This is a genomic window from Kovacikia sp. CALU 1929 (assembly GCF_056784235.1).
The window spans coordinates 69,417-91,473 of the sequence record NZ_JBXBCF010000073.1 but is presented as its reverse complement, the minus strand read 5'-3'; the positions used below and the strand labels follow the sequence as shown (position 1 = coordinate 91,473).

General features: G+C 48.1%; 17 protein-coding genes. 8 read left to right on the top strand and 9 right to left on the bottom strand.

Annotation, left to right across the window (positions count from 1 at the left end; all coding sequences use genetic code 11):
* Positions 1-127 precede the first annotated feature (127 nt).
* Positions 128-448, bottom strand: coding sequence for a hypothetical protein (locus AC1S52_RS18195; protein ID WP_482030460.1), 321 nt, complete (start codon positions 446-448; stop codon positions 128-130).
* A 98-nt stretch (positions 449-546) separates the two neighbouring features.
* Here AC1S52_RS18195 and AC1S52_RS18190 point away from each other — a divergent pair, with 98 nt between their 5' ends.
* Positions 547-1,386, top strand: coding sequence for a dienelactone hydrolase family protein (locus AC1S52_RS18190; RefSeq protein WP_482030459.1), 840 nt, complete (start codon positions 547-549; stop codon positions 1,384-1,386).
* 158 nt (positions 1,387-1,544) lie between these two features.
* On the opposite strand, the gene AC1S52_RS18185 is transcribed toward AC1S52_RS18190, so the two are convergent.
* The 5 genes from AC1S52_RS18185 to AC1S52_RS18165 form a co-directional block, all read right to left on the bottom strand.
* Complete coding sequence (locus tag AC1S52_RS18185; RefSeq protein ID WP_482030458.1) at positions 1,545-3,011, bottom strand: ATP-binding protein; 1,467 nt, start codon at positions 3,009-3,011, stop codon at positions 1,545-1,547.
* Positions 3,012-3,353: 342 nt separating this feature from the next.
* Positions 3,354-3,920 carry a heme NO-binding domain-containing protein gene (locus AC1S52_RS18180; protein WP_482030457.1) on the bottom strand — a complete coding sequence of 189 codons (567 nt, stop codon included), beginning with the start codon at positions 3,918-3,920 and terminating at the stop codon, positions 3,354-3,356.
* A 42-nt stretch (positions 3,921-3,962) separates the two neighbouring features.
* The gene (locus AC1S52_RS18175) at positions 3,963-6,764 is read right to left on the bottom strand and encodes an EAL domain-containing protein (protein WP_482030456.1); all 2,802 of its coding nucleotides are present in this window, start codon (positions 6,762-6,764) and stop codon (positions 3,963-3,965) included.
* Positions 6,765-7,138: 374 nt separating this feature from the next.
* Positions 7,139-7,867, bottom strand: coding sequence for an iron-containing redox enzyme family protein (locus tag AC1S52_RS18170; protein ID WP_482030455.1), 729 nt, complete (start codon positions 7,865-7,867; stop codon positions 7,139-7,141).
* Positions 7,864-8,628: a class I SAM-dependent methyltransferase gene (locus AC1S52_RS18165; protein WP_482030454.1), complete on the bottom strand. Its 765-nt coding sequence runs from the start codon at positions 8,626-8,628 to the stop codon at positions 7,864-7,866. The genes AC1S52_RS18170 and AC1S52_RS18165 overlap by 4 nt, the downstream gene beginning before the upstream one ends.
* Before the next feature lie 681 nt (positions 8,629-9,309).
* Here AC1S52_RS18165 and AC1S52_RS18160 point away from each other — a divergent pair.
* The 4 genes from AC1S52_RS18160 to AC1S52_RS18145 all read left to right on the top strand — a co-directional run bounded on the left by AC1S52_RS18160 (position 9,310) and on the right by AC1S52_RS18145 (position 13,178).
* Complete coding sequence (locus AC1S52_RS18160; RefSeq protein WP_482030453.1) at positions 9,310-10,305, top strand: hypothetical protein; 996 nt, start codon at positions 9,310-9,312, stop codon at positions 10,303-10,305.
* A gap of 164 nt (positions 10,306-10,469) precedes the next feature.
* Positions 10,470-11,054, top strand: a complete 585-nt coding sequence (locus AC1S52_RS18155) for an endonuclease dU (RefSeq protein WP_482030452.1) — start codon at positions 10,470-10,472, stop codon at positions 11,052-11,054.
* Positions 11,055-11,150: 96 nt separating this feature from the next.
* The gene (locus AC1S52_RS18150) at positions 11,151-12,182 is read left to right on the top strand and encodes a HEAT repeat domain-containing protein (RefSeq protein WP_482030451.1); all 1,032 of its coding nucleotides are present in this window, start codon (positions 11,151-11,153) and stop codon (positions 12,180-12,182) included.
* 294 nt (positions 12,183-12,476) lie between these two features.
* Entirely contained in the window at positions 12,477-13,178 is a 702-nt protein-coding gene (locus AC1S52_RS18145; RefSeq protein WP_482030450.1) for a TVP38/TMEM64 family protein, read from the top strand.
* Positions 13,179-13,426: 248 nt separating this feature from the next.
* Here AC1S52_RS18145 and AC1S52_RS18140 read toward each other — a convergent pair whose 3' ends face one another.
* Complete coding sequence (locus tag AC1S52_RS18140) at positions 13,427-13,672, bottom strand: hypothetical protein (RefSeq protein ID WP_482030449.1); 246 nt, start codon at positions 13,670-13,672, stop codon at positions 13,427-13,429.
* 611 nt (positions 13,673-14,283) lie between these two features.
* Here AC1S52_RS18140 and AC1S52_RS18135 point away from each other — a divergent pair.
* Positions 14,284-15,120, top strand: a complete 837-nt coding sequence (locus AC1S52_RS18135) for a M20/M25/M40 family metallo-hydrolase (protein WP_482030448.1) — start codon at positions 14,284-14,286, stop codon at positions 15,118-15,120.
* A gap of 57 nt (positions 15,121-15,177) precedes the next feature.
* Here the strand turns inward: AC1S52_RS18135 and AC1S52_RS18130 are convergent, their stop codons facing one another.
* Positions 15,178-16,899, bottom strand: a complete 1,722-nt coding sequence (locus AC1S52_RS18130) for a serine/threonine protein kinase (protein ID WP_482030447.1) — start codon at positions 16,897-16,899, stop codon at positions 15,178-15,180.
* 279 nt (positions 16,900-17,178) lie between these two features.
* Between AC1S52_RS18130 and AC1S52_RS18125 the strand changes: the two genes are divergently transcribed.
* Positions 17,179-18,222, top strand: coding sequence for a hypothetical protein (locus tag AC1S52_RS18125; RefSeq protein ID WP_482030446.1), 1,044 nt, complete (start codon positions 17,179-17,181; stop codon positions 18,220-18,222).
* 273 nt (positions 18,223-18,495) lie between these two features.
* Positions 18,496-19,998: a S10 family peptidase gene (locus AC1S52_RS18120; protein ID WP_482030445.1), complete on the top strand. Its 1,503-nt coding sequence runs from the start codon at positions 18,496-18,498 to the stop codon at positions 19,996-19,998.
* Positions 19,999-20,036: 38 nt separating this feature from the next.
* Here AC1S52_RS18120 and AC1S52_RS18115 read toward each other — a convergent pair whose 3' ends face one another.
* Positions 20,037-22,043: a monovalent cation:proton antiporter family protein gene (locus tag AC1S52_RS18115; RefSeq protein ID WP_482030444.1), complete on the bottom strand. Its 2,007-nt coding sequence runs from the start codon at positions 22,041-22,043 to the stop codon at positions 20,037-20,039.
* Positions 22,044-22,057 lie beyond the last annotated feature (14 nt).

The following is a 22,057-nucleotide window of genomic DNA, read 5'->3' as shown; positions in this document are numbered from 1 at the left end:
CCCGGTTGCATCCGCAAGACCTTGTGCTATTCCAAGTCCGTAGAAATGCTGAAGCACTCGATTCGCTTGCTACTACACTACCTCAAATTTGGTGATGTGCCCGTCCCGCAGTAAATCATATTTCTATTCAGCAACGCCGGAAATTGTTTACCCAGCTTTGTTGAGCTTTTCCACCCAGAAGATCATGGGATGGGATTGTGGCATCTAAAGTAAGCGAGTCTAAACTATAGATGAGCCGTCCATAGGTGCAATCCATCTGACTTAAAGCTTCTGCTATGCGCAAAAAGACGTAAGTCGTTGAAGCAGGAAGTGACTGCTCTGTACCAATCAGTGTCAGTCGGGTAGCGGGCAAAACGCTGGCTAACTGATCTGAAAGAGGAAAGTCTTTTAAGGAGATTAACCCAGCAATATTTGTTCTTAGAAATACAACCCCTTCCGCTTCCTCCAAATCTACCTTTAGAATGGTTTGTCTCTCCCAGATTTGACATAGGGTGAACCAGTATTTAAATTATGCAAATTGCTTATCGGATAGGTTTGATAGAAACAATGAAAGAGTTAACGCGCCGTCAATTTCTTGTCACTGCAACGCTGGCAACTGGCTTTGCGCTGGCGGTACGCCCTGTTTCTGCCGAAGTTGTGACTACCGATGCCACAGGATTAATAGCTGGTGCAGTCAAAATTCCAGTTCAGGATGGCGAAATTCCGGCGTACAGAGCGATGCCCGAATCAGGGAAAAACTTTCCGATTGTATTGGTGATTCAAGAAATTTTTGGCGTTCACGAACATATTCAAGATGTGTGTCGCCGTTTCGCCAAGCTGGGATATGTAGCGATCGCTCCCGAAATGTTTGCCCGTCAGGGAGATGTCTCCCAACTCAGCAACATTGACGAAATCCGCAAGATAGTAGCCCAGGTGCCCGATGCCCAGGTAATGTCAGACCTGGATGCCACCCTGAATTGGGCAGCAAAATCCTCCCTGGGAAACCTTGAGCGAGTTGGAATTACAGGTTTCTGTTGGGGTGGGCGAATTACCTGGTTGTATGCTGCTCACAATCCTCAGATTAAAGCAGGTGTCGCCTGGTATGGACGACTGGTAGGGGATGAGACTGAACAAACCCCCAAACACCCGGTTGATGTGGCATCTGAGCTAAAAGTTCCAGTGCTGGGGCTTTATGGCGGCAAGGATACGGGTATTCCCTTAGAGACTGTAGAGCAAATGCGCGAGCGCCTCCAGTCCAGCAATAGTGGCTCTGAAATAGTTGTCTATCCCGACGCACCCCATGCCTTTTTCGCCGACTACCGCCCCTCGTACCGTGAGGAAGATGCCAGAGATGGCTGGAAACGACTCCAGGCATGGTTTAACGAAAAGGGCATTGGACAAAGCTAGCACAAACCATTCGTAGTCTTATATCAATTCTCTTTGACGCTGCCTAGAAGAAAGTCTGTTAGATAAGGGGCTTAAGCCCCTTGGTAAGGGCAAACTTATATCGAATCGGTCTTAGCTATTCCCTCGGAACCAGGCAAAAAACTCAAACAGGCTGACTATTAATTTATAGAGGCAGAAATAGCTTTATCCAGGGATAGAGAGTAACTGGGTATCTGGCATTCAACAAAGATTGGAATTTCGATCCAGAACTCAGATCCATGGTCTGGCTGGGATTCGCACCAGATAGCTCCTCCATGTTTCTCCACCACAATTTGATAGCTAATCGATAGTCCCAGTCCTGTTCCCTTACCGATTGGTTTGGTGGTGAAAAACGGTTCAAACAAACGTTCTCGAACTGACTTTGGCATTCCTGGACCATTGTCCGCGATCCGGATCGTCACCCGATTCGGTTTCAAAACTTCCGTTGTAATCGTGATTTGGCTAGGGTTCGCTTTGAGAGCGGCAAGCGATCGCTGGCTGTTATAAGCGTCCAACGCATCAATCGCGTTGCTGATTAAATTCATAAACACCTGATTCATTGGACCAGCGGAACATTCAACCAGGGGCAAGTTCCCGTAGTTTTTCACTAATCTAATCTCAGGTTGTTCCCCTTTTGCCTTTAATCGGTGCTGCAAAATCAACAACGTGCTGTCAATTCCCTCATGAATATCAACCTGCTTCATTTCTGCTTCGTCTAAGCGCGAGAAATTGCGCAGAGACAGCACAATTTGACGGATTCGATCGCACCCCAACTTCATTGAAGCCAGGATTTTTGGAAAATCTTCCAAGAGAAACTCTAAATCAATTTCATTCATATGATCTTGAATTGCTGGAACTGGTTGAGCATAGTGCTGTTGATAAAGCCTCAGAAGTTTTAAAAGATCCTGAGCATACTCATCCACATGCTTCAAGTTACCGTGAATAAAGTTGACTGGATTGTTAATCTCATGGGCAATTCCCGCCACGAGTTGCCCCAGACTGGACATTTTCTCCGTTTGAATCAACTGAGTCTGAGTTTGCTGAAGTTCCTTAAGTGCTTGCTCCAGTTTTTGAGCCTGTGCTTCAGCAATATTGGCTAAGCTTTCTTTGAGTTGTAGTGCACTTCGTAGCTGCGCCCGCTGCTGAGTCAATTCGTCTGTCAATTTTTTGGCATCCGCCAGGGCTGTGTTTTTGGTTTGCAGAAGAAAAAGGAAATCGACGATGGGGTCATGAATCGCAAAATCCTTGAGCTTAATTCCATAAGTCCCCAGACTAGAAGTATCGGTGACCCAGGGAGAGCCTAGAAAGAAAATGGCATCCTGTTCTTCGACATACATCATTTGTCCTTTAAGCTGCATTCCATTGTGCAGAGACTCAAGCATAAATAGCGATCGCGTTTGTTTTTTAATCGCATCAAAATCTAAAGCAACACTTGGGCGAATGATCTGGAAATGATGCTCCAATACGCTGTGGATCAAAGTCTCAGGACTGATACGCTGCAAAGCATCACCCGCTTGAAGGATTTCCCGATCGCAATTAAACGCAAAATGAAATGGAAAAGCCTTCGCAAATAAATGGGGCGGCAGGCTAAGATTACTAGTAACCATAGTGAATACTCAAATGAAGCTCAGCAGGCAAATGCCACTAGTGTTCTGCCAATAATTTTTTTGAGGGTTTGAAAGCCCTCAAAAAATAACCCCTGCGCTCTCCTAACCATCAATTTGAAGTTGCCAGACTACTAGAAGAACATACCTGCTTTGTTAAGGGGGAATTACTAGCTCAATCAATTAATAAAGATGCGGCTACGAAACTAGATGAAGATGCCCTGGTGAATTCAAAACTTTTAAATACCAAACTCTTAAATAGACGTTGCTGATTCTGGGGATGGAAAAAGGTGCTGAACGCTTGAAAATTCGTTTCAATTCATCCCTCTTTTCAACAACGCCTTCTTAAGCAGACGTATTTCCGGTTGACTTGTATTTCACCAAAAAAGTGTCATGTTCTGCTCCCTCAGTCCGATTTTCAGTCTGAGCGATATCGACTTCCGTATTAAATCGATTCCCTAATCCTTTCACCAATCCAATCACCATCGGAGCAAGCCCTTCCCGCGTTGAGCGATAGTGTAGGCTGAGCGATTCGTCTTCCAGATCAGTACACTCAAATGAAGGTGGTTGGAGCTTAGGAAAACTCACCCCTACACGAGCATGGAGATTATCCAGGTTTTGCAGAAACTCTGGTAAGTTGTCTCCACTCATTTCCAACATCTCACCGTAACCTTCCTGAGCCGTGTATTGAACCCAGTATTCTCCAAATGCTTGCATGATTTCTGAGGAGGACAAACCTAGAACCTGGCTTGCTGCTTTAACTAGCCGATGCGTCACATCATCGGGATAGCCTTCCATGCTGATGAAAGTATCGTTTTCAATCCCAGCCAGTTCTTTGATTGTTTGCCAGGTTTTTTTACCGAAGTGGTTACAAACCATGTCTTCAATCGCCTTATTGACTAATCCGTACATAAGATCTCCTGACTCTTTAGAGGGCGTTAAAGGGCAATCGTACTAACTACTCATCAATTTGTTGACCAAAGCAGAAACGGACGTTTGAAACTCATTTAAAATCAAAACCTGGGCTGTTTTGCTATCCACTGGCTTAGAAAAGAAGAAGCCTTGAGCCGATGTACATTTCAAGTCTTTAAGTTGGGATACTTGCTCTAAGGTTTCGACTCCTTCAGCAATCACATCCATGCCCAGATTTTGAGCAAGGGATACCACTGTTTTTATAATCCCCAATTTTTTAGGATCGGCACCAATACTCTTGGTAAATGACCGATCAATTTTTAATGTATTCATAGGAAATCGATGAAGATAACTGAGGGATGAATAGCCCGTGCCAAAGTCATCCATTGATAGTTGAATACCTAAAGCTTTTAACTGTTGAAGCATCCGGATAGCTATATCTGCATTTGCCACTAATACACTTTCAGTAATCTCCAGTTTTAAGCGGCGAGCATCCAGACCTGTTTCTTGCAAGATTTGCTTGACCTGTTCAATCAAATTGGGTTGTGAAAACTGCTTGCCAGAAATATTGACGCTAATGGTAAAAGCGGCAGCCTGAGGAATTTGCATTTGCCAGCAGAGCATTTGGTTGCAGGCTTCTCGCAATACCCATAGATCGATGGGTATAATTAAGCCTGTTTCTTCGGCAATGGGAATAAAATCTGCGGGAGAAATGAGTCCTCGTTCTGGATGATGCCAGCGAATCAAGGCTTCAAAGCCTATCGTTTGATGGGTGTGCAGGCATACGATCGGTTGATAGTGCAACCGAAACTCCTGGCGCTCAATCGCACGTCGTAAATCCGTCTCTATTTGTAATAGAGTGACTGCGCGAGCGTGCATGGTTTTATCAAAAATTTGGTAACGGGATTTACCCAGGGACTTGGCGTGATACATCGCTGTATCGGCATCTCGCAAGAGATCCTGCGGGTGGTCATAGTGCAGGGTGCTGCTGGCAATGCCGATGCTAATACTGGCAAATATTTCCGTTCCATTTAAATCAAACGGCTTCACAAGTGCTTTTTGTAACCGTTCCGCAATTTGAATTGCATCCGCGTTGTCTTGCAGATTCTCAAGCAGAACTGCAAATTCGTCACCACCGAGTCGGGCTATGGTATCTTTGGGTCGCAGACAAGCTTCTAGTCTGCGGGCAATGTCAACCAGGAGTTGATCTCCGACAATATGCCCCAGGCTATCGTTAATGACCTTAAAGCGGTCCAGATCCAGAAACAAAACTGAGAATAGATAATCTGTCTGATGTTTGGTTAAGGCGATCGCCCGCTGCAACCGTTCCATAAACAGTGCCCGGTTTGCCAACCCAGTTAATCCGTCATGGTGGGCATCATGCAACAGTTGTTCTTCCACCTGTTTTCGTCCGGTAATATCCCGGCAAACAATTACCCCACCCTTTAAATTTCCATGTTGGTCTCTGAGCGGCCTACCCGTCACCGTAATCCAGAGTCCGTTTGGGGCTTTAGGGTGATGAATCAACATTTCTACGTCATTTACATCCTCTCCCCGAATCGATCGCTTAAGAGGAAAGTGATTCATATCACATGGAGTCGGACAATCTAATAAACAAAGCCCTAACTGCTGAAACCATTGCTGCAAATCGACTGCCCGACTTCCAAACATGCGTTCTGCGGCTGGATTAAAAACTAAAAACTTTTCGGTTTCATCCGCAACCAGCACCGCATCACCCATACTGTCAAGAATTGCTTTCAGTCCGGCAGAAATCTCGATTTGCTTTAGCAGTGCCTCCTCAATTTGTTTGCGCTGGACAAACTGGCCAATTTTAATCCCAATGTCAGCCATCATTTCTAACAGTCCGTTATCTGGTTGGCAAGTTTTGTGACTAAAAAACTCCAGCACTCCAATAACTTGATGACCATGCTTGATTGGTAGCCCAAACCCACCATGAATTCCATCGGCGATCGCAGAAGCACTCCGGGGTGAAGCATACTCTGTACTGAGATCTTCAACCCAAACGGCATCTCCAGATTGCCAAACCTGTCCTGGTAATCCGACTCCTGGGATGAATTGAACCCTGCGAGTTGTAAATGCAAATTCAACCGACTGCCCTGCTTGTGCCTGCCACACTTCCTGACATTTGAGCGAGTGCGTGGCTTGGTCTACCATCCACAGCACACCCACGCGCCAATCCAGAGCATGACCAATCGCCGCCAAGATTTTGACAATTGCCTGATTGAACGTTGAGGACTCTGCAAGAATATGAGTTACCGCATACTGGGCAGCTAGTTTTTGATTTGTCTTGCGTAGTTCTGCTCGTTGCTGAGTCAGTTGATCGTTCAACTTTTTGGCATCTGTTAACGCGGTGTTTTGTGCCTGAAGCAGAAACAGAAAATCAGCGATCGGATCATGAATCGCAAAATCCTTCAGGGACAATCCAAACGTCTTCAGAGATGCGATTTGAGTAATCCAGGGAGAACCTAAAAAAACGATAACCTCTGGCTCACTGATATGCACCATTTGCCCTTTCAGTTGCATCCCATTCTGCAACGATTCCAGCATAAATAACGAGCGAGTATGCTGTTGAATTAAATCAAAATCAATCTGGATTTTTGGGCGGTTAATCTGAAAATGCTGCTCCAGGTGTGTTCCTACGGATAGCTTGGGGTAAACCTGGCACAACCCATCACCCATTTGCAGGATCTCAAGCTTACGATTGAATACCATATGGAATGGAAACACCGCTGCAAATTGTTGAGGCGGCAGACTAAAGCCAGAACTGAAATTGGCTACATCTACTGGCATTAAGCCTGATTGAGAAACGGTTTTAGTAAACACCCTGGCTCCAATCGCTAATCGGCGAGCTAATCTGGCAGGTGAATGAGTTTAAACACAAAGTTTGTAGCGGTTACCATAGTAGTTAAGACATTCTTTAAGCGTTTAAACGTTTAAATTAATAAACTCAAGATGACTTAACAATAATGGTGATATAGCAATCCTATTTGGATTGAGAGAGAGAATTCCAAGGGAATCCTTTCTCTCAAAGCCTCTCAGTCTTACGACTGATCTAGGGCTGCTATAGCTATATCCTGAAATTTCTATTAACGCGATGAGGCACGATCGGATAGGCTTTAAACCCGCCCCAACATCAACGGAAGATTTTCAGCAAGACCATTCTGTGCGAACTTTTCAGCAAAAGGCCATGGTCAAGGTCATACGCTAGCAAGTAGTCGCGGCTCATTGAATGGCAAAGTTTCTGCAACCTGACGCTGGATGCCATCAAAAAACTGAACTCGGGCATCCATTGCTTCAAGAATTGCACGATTGACTTCAATCGCTTCTTCATTCGTCATGATCCGATGTTCAATAACTGCTGCTAACTTTGCTGCATGGCTATCATCGACATCAATGTGGACTTCAAAAAAGGCTAAAGCGTCTTTGGGTAAAGGTGTAGCACAAACAATCCCCTGGTAGAGTTGCCGGTAAAGTGAACTGACAATCCCTTCTGAAGCAAAACAAACAGCACCCAGGGCAGCCAGATAGCCATACTGATGGGGTAATTTCAAATACGTTTCAATCAGGGCATCTGTTTCAGGTAACGGAGGGATTGCTGCCAGCATTTCATCTTGGATCCCTAGGGAGCGGGTAAAACGGCGGAATAGCTCAGAGTGAGCACAGTTGGGGTCGCCCTGACCCATTTCATCGAACAAGTTATCCAGGATAACCAACTGGGCACTTTCATCTGGGCAACAGGATAGAATGCCTGCCAGGATACGGTTAAACTCTTTAGAGAACTTATACATCTGAACCGCAAGAACCTGAACTTCCGTTAAAGTAAGTTGCTCGGCGCGACACCGAGTCAGAAATGGATGATTCCAAAGAGGGTGAACACCTGTAAGTTCACGAAAGGACTTCATTACAGAAGAAGACAATGGGTTCATCGTGTTACCTGCATCGCTACATGAAGTGGATAATCAACCAACGGACCGAAAAAGGACTCATCCAGGGAAACATGCTCTGGTGTAACGCGGAGTTCACGTAGGCTTGGTAATGTGGCAAACCCAGCGCTGTTCAGGGCATCGAAATAGTCTTCAAACGTCTTGTGGACAAGCTGAACATCGAGCCATGACCCGTCTCGTTTCCAGATTTGACCAGCAAACTTTTGGTCACGGCTGCTGAAATAACCACCCCCCTCAACCTGAAAGTAGAACGGATACTTTGCTTCCCGCATATAGGGGAAGGATGGATGGGGAACACTAAACACGAACCGACCGCCGGGGCGGAGAATGCGGGCAACCTCTGCCATACATTCACGGGTTTGAGTTGTCGTCAGGTAATTGAAGAGAAAAACAGCAATGACCAGATCGAACTCGCGATCGCTAAATTGCTTTAGATCAGTTGCACATCCGCTTTCATAGCGAATCCCCAGCCCATCCTCTTTATCCTGTAAACAAGCTGCCTCAATCATCTTTTCAGACAGATCGATGCCAAAGACCTCTCTCGCTCCCCGCCGCCGCAATTCACGGCTGCAATAGCCTTCGCCACAACCCAAATCGAGTATCCGCAGGTCAGAAACTGGTTCACACATGCCCAGAACCACTGGACGGGCAGTGAAATCTGAGAGGGAAGTAGGCTCTCCTCGCACCCACCTGGAAGCGGTGCCATTGTACAAACTTTTTGTTGAGGTTTGGTTTTCTAACATTACCATTTCAGCTAATTGGTTGATATTGAAGTCAAAAAACAAATTTCCCAAGAATAAATGGCTAACGAATCAAGAAAATCCTAAAGAAAGGCAATCATTTGGCTAAGAGATAAATTACTTTTAGTGGCAATATGCCTGACGTAAAATCACTACTGTTTCCGTACCATTACTTGTATTGACAGGGAGATTAGCACTTACGTAACTTCTTTTTAACAGGTGTTTTTCTCCCGACGCAACTGTTGAATCCACTGATTTTACAGGCTACCCAGGGAAGTCTTAAAGTAGTATTTTATTTGCCTTAAACGACCGTGGTGCAAGGTTTTAGCCAGGTTAGGAAATGTGGGTAAATCCTCAAAGAGGTTTCCAGTGAGCTATTTCTTCAAAGAAAAACAGCCTGACTTCATTCAAAATTTACGTGTTTATCCGTAGATTACTGAAATGCATATCACCAGGATTGCTGATTCTAATTCGGCTATCTAGCCGAGTTCGTTCTGGGTAGATTTGTTAGCTTTGAACTGAGGAATCCGTTTTCTATTTTTTAATGATTCTGACTGTAAAAACTATTTTGCTTCTTTGTTGAGCAATTAGTTTTTTGAATCAACATCTATCTGAAAAAGCCAAACGTGAGTCCCTCAGTTATTAGAATTTATGATTTTGGAGCTATTGGTAGGAGGAAGAATTTTGGCAGGATTACTAACCAAACCGTTATCACCCGGTCAATTTAGCGTTGACGATGCAATGGCATTTTCCCGCTTAGGTGATCAGTTGTTTGATGAACTCGCTGAAAGAATCGCAACAGCGCACCAGTATCGGCTATTGTTTGAACACAAATTGAAGCCTGAACTATTTCAGCAGATTCAGGTCGCAGCAGCAGGCTATATCTCAGCTTGCCTGAATAGCCCAATCATTCTCTCGGAAGCTGAGATGCTGGTGCGACTGCTAGAAGCCCGACAAACTTTACCTAACTACACAGGTACTGGGCTGTTAATGCCCAAACGAGAACATGCTTTAGAATTTAATCTGTTGCAAAAAAGTGTTGCCACAGCCTTCTCCCAACTTGGTGCCAATGATCTGATTGATGCGGTTGATTTACCTGTCAACTTGCGTATGGTTTATGGCAAGACCGATCCAGACAAGTTACGTTTACCTTTTACCAGTTCAAAACTTCATAGCGATGTATGGGCAGGTGTTCCGGCAGATGCAACAGTTGTTGTGCTACCGCTGTTTGGGGATATTGACCATATCACAATTGAGGCAGGGGAAATGCCCCGTGAAATGGAACTTGGTGCCATGAGGGTGATGTCAGATTTTGATGAGGGGCGTGATATTCCGATGGTTGTTGCCTACCAGGAGGCAAAACTCCAGCACGGCACAATGTATTTTAATGATGCGCGAGGGCTTCACCAGACGGTTAGACGGAGATCTGAGGGAGTACGAATTTCGATTGACTTTCGATTTCGGAGAAAATTTAACGATCTCTACCGGGCAATGGTGCCTCCCACAATCGGTGGAGTTGAGGAAGATAACTGCATCCCTTATCAAGAGTGGCTGAAGGTAGGTTCAGAGAGATTAGTTGTGTTTGACGAAACGATGGAGGAAGCAAAGTCAAGGCGAAGTGCAGGAGGTCCGGTTCCTCTCTATACTCGTGGATATCGCGTTGTCAATATGTTTGATTGATTGTTCAAGTCCTGATGCCATAGCGGTTTTTAGTTGAGTGGCAGAAATAGCAAGCTTTAGATCCCCGGAATCTTCAAGATTTCGGGGATCTTGATTAGTGGCTGTGTGCTTAAATTATTGCCATTCTGCTATAGTTGATTCCCCAGTTAGTGCTAAATTCCAATATGGATTTAGAAACTCTTTTAGAACAACGGCGCACGATTCGGGCGATCGGTTTTGATGATGCTCCCTTTGTGCGTCGGTCAGAGCAACCTGTGAGTGTGGCAGGAGTCGTGTGTGCTGGAACACGATTTGAAGGCATGGTTTGGGGACAAGTGCAGCCCGATGGTTGGGACGCTACGGATGTTCTCTGCCAGATGCTAATTAGAAGTAAGTTTTTGCCTCAGATCCATATCATTTTGCTGGATGGCATTTCTTTGGCTGGCTTTAATGTGGTTGACCTGCCGTTACTGGCAGAAAAGGTGGAACGCCCCTGTGTTGCTGTCATGCGTCGCCATCCTGATCTAAACGCCGTTGAATTTGCTGTGCGCCGCCTGCCAGAACCAGAGCGACGCTTAGAATTATTTCGTCGGGCAGGTCCAATTTATCAATACCACCCTTTTTTCTTTCAGGTATGTGGTGTGAGTCCGGCTGTGACAGCGGGGGTGCTGGCTCGGTTGACTGATTGTGGGCATGTGCCAGAGGCACTACGTGTGGCTCATTTGATTACATCGGCAGTGGTTAAGGGTGAGAGTGGGAGGCAGGCGTAAGGTAAAAGGTAAGGGGGAGGGAATACAGGGTACGGGGTATCGAAAAGGGGGAAATCGGTAATTGGTAACTGGTAATGGGTAATCCTGGAAGAGGGTATGGCAAAGTCACGTAAATTAGAAGAAACTCTGGCATTGCTGAATCGGGTACGAGGGGAGCCAACCTCAGAGGAGGCGATCGCGACTCTGCGTCAGGTCATTAAAAGCCGTTATTCTATTGCTGTAGCCCAGGCAGCAAAGCTGGTGGGTGATACCGAAATATACCAACTCATGCCAGATTTAATAGCGGCATTTGAACGGTTTATGGTAAAACCCGTTGAGACAGATGCCAACTGTCAGGCAAAATTTAGAATTGCTGAAACCCTCTATCGCTTGAACTACAGCGAAGAAGCTCTTTTTCTTCAGGGCATTCGGCATGTGCAAATGGAGCCAGTGTGGGGTGGAAAACAGGATACAGCGGTAAGCCTGCGGGGGATTTGTGCCTTAGGGTTAGTAAGAATGCATTATTCAGAGGTTCTGGTTGAATTAGCCGATTTGCTGGCTGATCCAGAAGCACCGGCGCGGGTAGCCGCCGCAAGGGCAATCGCCTACAGCGAAAATTCCCAGGGGGTGCCCTTACTGCGCTTAAAGGTTCGCATGGGAGATCCAGAACCACAGGTTCTATCAGAATGCTTTGCAGCACTTTTAAAGCTGGCTCCAGTTCAATCCCTGTCTTTGATTTCAAGCTTTCTCAACTCACCTAAAGAGCAACTTCAGGAAATAGCAGCCTTGTCATTGGGTGAATCTCGTTTACGGGAAGCCTTTCCAATTCTGCAACGCTGGTGGAAAACAACGGTTTATGCTGAACTACGCAAAACAGGTTTGTTGGCGATCTCTCTGCTTCGTCAAGATGACGCTTTGGAATTTCTGCTGACGCTGATTGCTGAGGCAATGAGTCAGGATGCTAAAGACGCGATTGCCGCTCTCAGCATGTATCAATCGGATGAAATCTTGTGGCGGCGAGTATGTCAGACCGTCGAAATGAGGGATGATACTGGATTGCAACGGGCGCTCAAGGAAATTGCATTCGGACAGTCCTCTAGTAGCGATGGCTTTGCTTCTTCAAGCAAGAAGCGCCCAAAAGCCAATTAATGGGCTAGATCATATCTAAAGTTATCCACCGAGAGCGGCAATAGACAAAGTCGGCGGGGCAAGGGGGTGCGATCGCCCTATCAGAGCAACTATGCCATTGGAGCAGGTATCATCTCCCGGTAGATTCTTTGCTCAAAGTAGGAAGTATAGAATTAACCCTACTGGGTCTGCTTGAGCTTGGGTGTTCTTAAGCGGTTCCTGATGCTAATTTTTTGACTCACTAGAAATGCGGCTCAATTGATGACCCATTGCTAGACATTCCCAGCTATCTCTAAGCTGGTGGAGACTACAGACATGATCACGGGGTTGTTACGGGCTAAGAATTTTTGGATGTTTTTGCTGGCTGGCGTTCTACTGGCTGTAGTTGCCAGTAACCTACCCCTTAAAGACTGGATCGTTTCAGTTAAAGACTGGATTGTCACCCTTGGTTTTTGGGCAATTCCAGGTTTCGTTCTGGTTTATCTCTTAGCAACGATTCTTTGCTTGCCAAATGTACTGCTGATGCTCATTGGTGGAACGTTGTTTGGGCTGGTGAAGGGAATTATTACGGTGTCGATCGCCGATACAATGGGTGCGATTGTCTGCTTTTTTATCGGTCGAACGATCGCACGCAAGCGGGTTAAAAACTGGATGTGCAAAAATCCAAAATTTGCTCAAATTGACCACGCGGTTAATCAAAAAGGATGGAAAATTCTCCTGCTGACTCGCCTTTCCCCCCTTCTACCATCCAATCTTTTGAACTATGGATTTAGCTGTACTAAAGTCAACTTTTGGCAGTACTGCTTTTTTTCATGGCTAGGGATGCTGCCTGTGATCACCTTATATATCTACTTGGGATCCTTCGGAACATCCATATTTAGCAGTGAATTAACTCCTGAAAAGCTTGTGTGGCAGGGGATAGGACTATTGATCACGCTTGCAACCGCTGTTTACACAACTTACTTTGCGCGCAAAGCCCTTTCCCCAAATGCTTCATCTCAAAAAGCAAAGCTGTAACGCTTCTCACTCGAAGCCGCCTTGGCGACTATTCACAAAGCGTTCCCGTAGGGTAGGCGCGGCTATATAACTAAACCTGCCTCCGCAGATTACGGAAATTCCCGTTTGTCCGAGTCCGTGCAGGCAGACTTTGTTTATGTAGGCGCGATTTTAATCGCCAGATCCTTTTCAAAAACCCTTTAAGATCTAGTGATTGAGATCTGTCTCATCTGACTGAAAATTAACAGGAAGCGCTATGACTCTGACAACTAATCTGATGTGTAAGAAACAGATTTATCGTTAACTGATACAATTTTGTCCAGTCGAATTTCTGTTCCCTTTTTCAGCTTCAGAAAATCTGCTTTATTTGCGGCATAAATGTCCACAATGTAATCCCGCACTTCAACCTTTTCGTTCGCTTCATTCCGATAAATGATTTGAGCTTCTTGCTGTAAGGTAGCCAGGGACTCTAACTCATCATGAAAGTCGCAGCTTACCAGGGTGTACTCATCCATCATCGTAGCTCCTAAATGTTCAAAGTATTGACTCTGCCTTTTCTTACCATCCCCTCATCCCCCTTCCCCTCAAAAACTGATACCCTTTACCTCCCAGGATGCTCCTTGATAGGAGGACAGCCCTTAAGTTTTTGGGGAGTCAAATCAAACATTTGGGGAGTAGTATAGCGTTTCCTTTCTGGGTGAGGTACATCTCATCTGTTTGACTCAAAGGTTTTGCGGCTATCCATGTACCTCTCTGGATTCAAAAACGCTATAGCCGGATTGTTATCGTTTCATCGTTGCTCTGCGCTTCCCAAAATCAGCCTGTTGCCACACCTTAAAGAGCGCAGCAAAAAACATCCCCTATCTCAGGGCTGAAGTGCTTGGTAGATAAGAGTGGAGGAGTGGATGGTTTGTCCATTCGCCATCCCCCGATCAGGTTGATAGAATTAAGTTATAGCGATTCTCAGACGAGTGCGATACAAACGAATGCCCAAAACCCTGACTGAATCAGCCCTTTGACCGCACACACAAACGGGAATTGCTATAAATGGGTGTGGAAAGGATCTCATGCAAGTCAGAGCTGGAATTTGACGGAAATTTAATTCATGGTTAGCTGAGGGAAAACTTTGAAAGAAACGCTGCGATCGCACCTGACCCAAATTGTTCGGGAACGGGATCCGTATCTGGCAACAGAAGGGCATTTCTATGTGCAGCAGTATATTCGTCAGCAGTTGGAGCAATGGGGAACGGTTGAAACCCATGAGTTTGTGATCAAGACTCGTACTCACACCAACCTGGTGCTGAACTTACCTGCCCAGCCCGGACGAGAACAACAACCTCCCATTTTAATTGGTGCTCACTACGATGCTGTACCCGGAACGCCGGGGGCAGATGACAATGCGACTGGCGTAGCCGTATTACTGGAACTGGCGCGATCGCTGGCTGCCCAACCGGCTCGTTATCCGGTGCGCCTGATTGCCTTTGACCTGGAGGAATATGGTTTGCTGGGCAGTGCCGCCTATGCTGAAGCACTGTGGCAAGAACAACAACCAGTCCGGCTGATGCTTTCGCTGGAAATGTTGGGGTATTGCACCCACGAACCTAACTCCCAAAAATACCCACCCGGACTCCAATACCTGTATCCCAACCAGGGAAATTTCATAGGGTTGATTGGCAATTTAGGCACCATTCCTGACCTGATCTGCCTTTGCCGTGCTGTTGACCGGGCAGGAATTCGCAGCCGCTGGTTACCCGCTGGAAAGCGCGGAATGATCGTTCAAGCAACCCGCTTAAGTGACCACGCCCCCTTCTGGGACCGGGGCTACCGGGCAATTATGGTGACTGACACTGCCTTTATGCGAAACCCAAACTATCATAAGCCGAGCGATCGCCTCGAAACCCTTGACCTCGACTTTCTCACAGGCGTTTGCCAGGGGCTAATCTATGGCATACGCCACTTGTAGAGTATGCTGCCAGGATTTCAAGGTTCAGCAAAAAACCTCTTAGAGAAATTCTTCTGGTTATCTCTTCTTGCCTGCCTTCCGGGCTTTGGCAGGTTCAACCATTTCATCGGCGATCGCATACCAAATCTGTCCCATCGTGTTGGGAGCCAGCTTTCTTCCTTTCCATTCAGGAAATAGTTTATAAAACCGCCCATCTGTCAGGGCATCGAGGGTGGGGCTATTTTTCCGTTTCGATTCTCCCAGTTCCTTAAGCCATGCATTGTAGTTGCCCAACTTGTAAGAACCCAGTCTTTTGCGAGTTTCAGGGCTAAGGGTCTCTAGTCGATCTGCCAGAGCGCCAGCAATCTCATTCCAATCTTCTTTTTGTTTTCCTTGGATGGCGCTGGTGCCCGCCTGTTGACCTTTTAGCTTGGGGTATTTGGCGTAGAACGTTTCATCCGCCACGTTGTTAAAGTACTGAGGGCTGATGCCAAGCTGCTGAATGCGATCGCGCAGGTTGCTGTCGGAAGCAGGGGGAGAGGGCTTTGCAGGAACGGCAGGAGTTCCTGTCCCTGCTTGACTACCTTCTGGTTGGGCTTGGGAAGGGGAAGTCTGATCAGCCGGACTGCCCGACACATCGGTTGGCTGAGATTCGGGGGATTGGCGATCGCCCCGGAAAAGGGGTAATGCCTTCCAGGCACCCACCCCCAGCAAGAGTGCCAATCCTATTACCAAAGCGGCTGAAGCGCGAGGATCCCCTTCCCGTTTAGGGCGAGGCGATTGCGGCTTCGGAGTCGCTGTCACAGGTGCCAGAGTCTCGGCGGGAAGGGCGGCGGCAACTACAGGAGGAGGGGGAGAAACTGGAGCCGAAGGGGGCGCAGAGGATTGCATGGCAACCGGTTGAGCAGATGCATCCATCAGGGGTTCTAGCACCTGAATCACCTGAACCGCAGAAGCAAACCTCTTTTGTGGACGAGGCTCCACCATTTGCTTGAGGATGCGGGCAAATTTGGGGTTAATGCTTGCCGAAGATTCCCACTCTAAGCTTTTGGTTTTGGGGTTGTAGAGTTCTTCCGGTGCTTTACCCGTCAGAAGGGAGATCGCGACGACTCCCAGCGAATAGATATCACTACAGGGGTAAAGTTGCCCATCACTGATCTTCTCTGGCGGCACATAGCCCGGTGTTCCCAGTGCATCCTCGGGCTGAACGGGATGGAGTTGTAGCCGCACGACCAGATCCCTGACCAGCCCGTAGTTAATCAAAACCGGCAACTGGTCTTGCTGCCGCAGAATGAGCGTATCCAGTGTCAGGTTGCCATGCACAACCCCCTTGCTGTGCAAGTAGCTGAGTACAGGTAAGACCTTCATCATCAGGTGCAGCACATCTGCTTCTGAAAAGACCTGCCCCTGCGCCTTACGGCTGTCTAGAATAACGTTGTAGCTTTTACCTTCAACGTATTCCCGAATCCAGTAAAGGCGCTCATCCTGAACCAGCATCGCCCGTGGACGGGGAAGCTGGGGATGACGCAGTTCATAAAGGGCGGACGCTTCCTGATGAAAAAGCTGAAGCAGCGTCTCGATTACCGCCGGGTCCTGCTGGTTGGGAATGAATTCCTTCAGCACACATAGGGCATTGAGCTGCTTTTGATCCCGCACCAGATAGGTTTGACCGAGGGAACCTCGTTTTGCCATCCCAACAATACGGTAGCGGCTATCGAGGAGAGTTCCAGATGTGAGGGGAGCATACATGGCAATTGGCGGTAATTCGGTGGATGAAAGCCGGACTCCAGAACTTGACAAAATTATAGAACAAATGTACTGAGTTTACACTTGCTTCCTCAAAAATGTTGACGATCGCACCTGCATTTAAGCAGAAAATCTCCGAACCTCCCCATTTTTTTCAGATTAAGAATTGTCTGTGGAAAAAGGAGCAGACTCGTATGCAGTACAGATATACTCTTTTGTTTCCTGAAGTGCGCCTGCTTCTACTTCAGGCGTTATCCTGATAAAGAAGTATGTTCTTGTTTAATCATTCCCTTTCCACGGTCGATCGCCAACATTCAATTGCCAACATTGCCCATGACTTCCTCTCGAACAGTGGGGCAAAGCCCATCCATCCGGCGTTACGTCAATCGGTCGGTTACGCGCAAACGCCACGCTTCCATGCTTGAGACGGAGCGACTGATTTTGTTGATGCAACTTGGCTGGGTTGCGGTTGGGCTGATTGCCGTAGCCTCTTTCCCTGATTTGAACTTGCCAGCTTCCAAGCCCTTGACCGACTCACCCTTTGCAGCCTCAGAGGTATCGGCTGATCGGGCAGTCGCATTTTCCTTGAAGCCGACCGCGATTGTCCCAGACCCGGTGATTTTGTTTGCGGATGGAGCAGAGTCGCTGGTTGCCCGCACCGTAGGTCACGCTGAGGGCACCCGTGCCCCTGATGGTACTCGCACTCCTGCTTATTTTGGGCATACCGATCCCGGTAATGGGGTTTGGAATTTGGGTAGCTTCTCTTTTCAGCACTGCCGGGAACTCCGCTATAGCTGCTCAAATCCCGAACAAGCGGATGGTTTCCAGATTCAGCGGTTAATATCCCAGACCAATGATTTGCGTCAGCGATCGCTCACCCTGGGGTTGCAGGTGAACTTAGAAGAAGAACTGAACGCGATCGACCTGGCTAACCAGGCACCCCTGGCAGCCCTCGGCACACCAGGCTATCCTGAGCATTTGCTGAAGGCAAAAGAGCAGGGCTTAGAAGGACAGGATGCGGTTCTAGAGGCACGGATAAAAAGCTTCTGGAATCCCCAAACCAACCGCTGGGATGCCCCCGGTCTGGGCAACACCGAAGCCAGTATTCGCCATGACCAGCAGCGCCGAATGCTGGCGATCGCTCGCGTACTGGCAAGCCATCAACAGCCCGTAATTGCCCAATTACCCTCCCAGCAAAGCAATCAGCTTAACTCTCGCTCCACCCCAGAAAATCCCTACTCCTTCGAGAACCAGCGTACTCAGCACCTCTGGTGGGATGCAGGCTACTGGGATGCCAGTCTAAATCGAGGTCGCCAGCTACCCGCAGGAATGGATCCGGCTTATGACCAGGGGTTTAAGCAGGGCACGGCGTTGTGAGAGTTGAAAGTTAAGCAGTAATGGGTAATGGTTCGTTGTTTGTCATTCGTCCTTTGTCATCTGTAATTTGGTGTGCGACAATTTTCAGATCCCCGGCATCTGTGAAATTTACTTTAGCCAAATACATAAAAATCAACGAGATGTCGGGAATCTTGGCTACCAAGTTGCACATCGCGACTGTAAGTACCAATGACCAATGACCAATGACTACTGACTACTGAGTACTGAACTGCACCCCCTCCGTCCGCTCTGCACGCCCACCCCGCCCTTCTCATGTCTGACACTCCTCAAAAAACTCCTGTAACGCGCCAAGGCAACACAACGGAACATACCCTATCGTTGCCTGAGGGTTCTATTCACTACACGGTTTCGGCTGAGTGGCAAACCCTGTTTGAGCGGGAGAAGCCAGTGGCGGAAATGTTTCATGTGGCTTATCTGGCTAAGTCCGATCAGGCAGCCCAACGACCCCTGACCTTTGTGTTTAATGGTGGACCGGGAGCGGCTTCTGCCTATCTGCATATGGGTGCGTTGGGTCCACGGCGGGTTGCTTTTGGAGACCGGGGGAGTTTGCCTAAACCGCCCTTGAAGGTGGTAGACAATCTGGAAAGCTGGTTAAGCTTTACCGACCTGGTATTTATCGACCCGATTGGGACGGGATTTAGCCGTAGTCTGACGGAAGAGGAGGACAAAAAAGACAAGTCCGGAGAGTCAGGGAATCCGACGGAAAAGGAGAAACCCAAAGAGGTGGAGTTTTGGGAGGTTGAGCGGGATTTAATCTCCCTGGCTGAATTCATTCAGCGGTTTCTTTCGCGGCGGAATCGCTGGCTGTCACCCATTTTTATTGCGGGAGAAAGTTATGGGGGCTTTCGGGTGGCTAAATTAGCCCGTAAGCTCCAGCAGGAGTTTGGAGTGGGTTTGTCGGGTGCAATTTTGATCTCTCCAGCGTTGGAGTTCAGCCTGTTATGGGGCAGTGATTACAATCTGACTTCCTGGGCAACGTTGCTGCCTTCCTTTTCGGCGGCGGCGGCTCACCACGATCGCGCCCGCTGGGTGGGAGAACCAGGGGATTTACAGACCCATATCACTGCTGCGGAACAGTTTGCCCGCAAGACGCTGATCCCCTTACTGGCAATGGGGGGGGCACTTTCAGCGGAGGAGCGCCAAACGGCTTATCAACAACTGGCGGATTTGATTGGTTTGCCGTTGTCCCTGGTGGAGCGTCAGGGTGGACGGATTGATATAGAAGTGTTTGCCAGGGAATTGCTGCGCGATCAGCAGCGAATTGTGGGGCTGTATGACGCTTCAATTACGGCGATCGATCCGTTCCCCGATCGCCAGGTTTACCAGGGTATTGATCCTACCTTAGATGGACTGGATCGGCTGTTTACGGGAGCAATCAACAGCCATCTGCGGGATACCTTGGGGGTTGAAACCGACCTGTCCTACCACCTGCTTAACTTAGAAACTTTCAAAGCCTGGAAATTTGACATGAAGGGCGAGTTGAAGCAGGGGTTCATCGGGGCAGTAGATGATTTGCGTATCGGTATGACCCTCAACTCCTACATGCAGGTCTACATTACCCACGGCTTTTTTGATCTGGTCACGCCCTATTTTGCCTCCAATCACCTGGTAGACCTGATGCGGCTTGACCCTGAGATTCGCCCCAATCTGACCTTGAAACATTACCGGGGTGGGCATATGTTCTATGCCTGGGATGAGTCCCGGCAGCAATGGTTTGGGGACATGAAAGGGTTTTATCAGAAGGCGGTTGGATAAGGTGGTAGGCAAGTATGCTACCTTTCAACCCCTGACCCCTATTCGCCCATTTCCCCCCTCAACAACTTCTCAAACACAGTATGTTCTTCCGGGTTGCCGACGACCAGAAGGCGATCGCCCACTTGCATGACCATTTCTCCCGTGGGGTAGCGGTGCAGACGTTTGTTGCGATCAATTGCCATGATGGTGGCTCCTGTGATGCGGCGGACGTTTGCCTGGGCAAGGCTTAAACCTGACAGAGGACAGTCTGATGGGAGCGTGTACCAGCGTCTTTGTAAACCTTCGATCGCTGACTCCAGATCTGCCGCGCCCCAGTACTCCGCCCGTTCTGGCGCAATGTCTCGATAGCGTCCAGTCCGGTAACGGTTGACCACCTGCTGCACTTCAAAGGTCGAGTCACCCAGTTTCAACAGCATGTGGGCACCCATCTCCAGGGAAGCCTCAAACTCTGGCTGCACCACTTCCTGGGCACCTAACTGGTAAAGCACGTCAATTTCATCATTCACATGCGCCCGGACTGTAATGTCCAGTTCAGGGGCAAGGCTCAACGCCCGGTTCAGGGTGAGGCGGGTTGCCATTGGATCTGGGAGGGCGATCGCCATTGCCATTGCCTGGGGCAGATTGGCTTTTTCTAAAACCAGCGCACTGGAAGCATCCCCAAACAGGAAGGGGATTTTCCGTTCCCGCAAGGTTTGCAGCGCGGCTTCATTGTTATCAATCACCAAAATTTTATAGCCCTGGAAATACAGCATTCGGACCAGGGTTTGCCCGACTCTGCCATAGCCAACCACCACCACATGGCTCACCAGTTCCTCCTCTAGCCCAAACAGTTGAGGCGCATGGTTCAACCGCAGCAGGTCGTTGAGCCATGGCAACCCTTCTAGCCGGGTCAGCAGATGGGGAGTTGCTCGCAGTAAAAAGGGGGTAATCAGTAGCGTGACAGCGGTGGTTCCGACCGTCAAACCATAAAGTCGGGGGGAAAAAAGCCCTTCATTTTGAGCAACCCCCGCCAGCACAAAGGAAAATTCTCCAATTTGATTAATGCCAATACCAACAGTCAAAGCTGTTTTGAGGGAATAGCCAAACAGCTTGACAACACTGGTTGCAATCACGGCTTTGCCAATCATTGTGACGGCAACCAGCCCAAGTAAGACCCAACTATTTGCCAACAAAAATGCTGGATCAATCAAAATCCCAATGGATGCAAAAAATAGGGTCGCGAACACATCCCGCATGGGCAACATCCGATCCAGGGCATGATCGGCATACTCCACGTTAGAAATCATTAACCCGGCAACAAACGCTCCCATTTCAATTCCTAAACCCAGGGCAGAGGTCAGGAGCGCAATTCCCAGACACAAAACCAGAATTCCCAGCAAAAATAGTTCCTGGGAACCACTGCGGGCAATCAACCGAACCAATAATGGAATCAGCCATTTGCCAGCAAGGATGGCTCCCCCCAGGAAAAGAAAGGCTTTGAGCAAAGCTGTGAACAGGGCAACACCAATCACATTAGGAGGCTGAGTGAGGGCGGGAAGAACAGCCAGCATAAGTCCCAAACCCAAGTCCTGCACAATCAAAATTGCCAGCATGATCTGACCGTGGTTTGTTTGCACCTCATTGCGTTCGATCAGACTTTTCAGGACAACAGCGGTGGAAGATAGGGAAAGCACCGCTCCCAGAAAAATGGCTTTGGGGATGGTTGTCACCCAACCCGTCAGGTAGGCTAATCCACCGCCCAACAGGATCGTCAAAATAATTTGGAGGGAACCGCCACCCAGCGCGATCGCCCGCATCCGCAACAGGTCTTTGAGGGAAAACTCCACCCCCAGGGCAAACAACAGCAGGGCGACCCCAATTTCTGATAGAACCTGAATATCCCCTTCCAGCGTGATTAGCTTTAACCCAGCGGGTCCAATTAACATTCCACCCAGCAGGTAGCCAAGCAGCACAGGTTGACCCAGACGACTTGCCAGGTACCCCCCCGTGGTGGCGGCTCCCAGTACCGTCACCATTTCTACAATCAGGGTCAACTCTCCAGCCATTTAGGTTTCAGGTA

Excerpts from the sequence above, each read along its gene's own strand:
- AC1S52_RS18140 (WP_482030449.1), bottom strand. The coding sequence starts at position 13,672 with ATGGATGAGTACACCCTGGTAAGCTGCGACTTTCATGATGAGTTAGAG.
- AC1S52_RS18155 (WP_482030452.1), top strand. The coding sequence starts at position 10,470 with ATGGATTTAGAAACTCTTTTAGAACAACGGCGCACGATTCGGGCGATC.
- AC1S52_RS18170 (WP_482030455.1), bottom strand. The coding sequence starts at position 7,867 with ATGAACCCATTGTCTTCTTCTGTAATGAAGTCCTTTCGTGAACTTACA.
- AC1S52_RS18180 (WP_482030457.1), bottom strand. The coding sequence starts at position 3,920 with ATGTACGGATTAGTCAATAAGGCGATTGAAGACATGGTTTGTAACCAC.
- AC1S52_RS18185 (WP_482030458.1), bottom strand. The coding sequence starts at position 3,011 with ATGGTTACTAGTAATCTTAGCCTGCCGCCCCATTTATTTGCGAAGGCT.
- AC1S52_RS18190 (WP_482030459.1), top strand. The coding sequence starts at position 547 with ATGAAAGAGTTAACGCGCCGTCAATTTCTTGTCACTGCAACGCTGGCA.
- AC1S52_RS18120 (WP_482030445.1), top strand. The coding sequence starts at position 18,496 with ATGTCTGACACTCCTCAAAAAACTCCTGTAACGCGCCAAGGCAACACA.
- AC1S52_RS18145 (WP_482030450.1), top strand. The coding sequence starts at position 12,477 with ATGATCACGGGGTTGTTACGGGCTAAGAATTTTTGGATGTTTTTGCTG.
- AC1S52_RS18125 (WP_482030446.1), top strand. The coding sequence starts at position 17,179 with ATGACTTCCTCTCGAACAGTGGGGCAAAGCCCATCCATCCGGCGTTAC.
- AC1S52_RS18150 (WP_482030451.1), top strand. The coding sequence starts at position 11,151 with ATGGCAAAGTCACGTAAATTAGAAGAAACTCTGGCATTGCTGAATCGG.
- AC1S52_RS18115 (WP_482030444.1), bottom strand. The coding sequence starts at position 22,043 with ATGGCTGGAGAGTTGACCCTGATTGTAGAAATGGTGACGGTACTGGGA.
- AC1S52_RS18165 (WP_482030454.1), bottom strand. The coding sequence starts at position 8,628 with ATGTTAGAAAACCAAACCTCAACAAAAAGTTTGTACAATGGCACCGCT.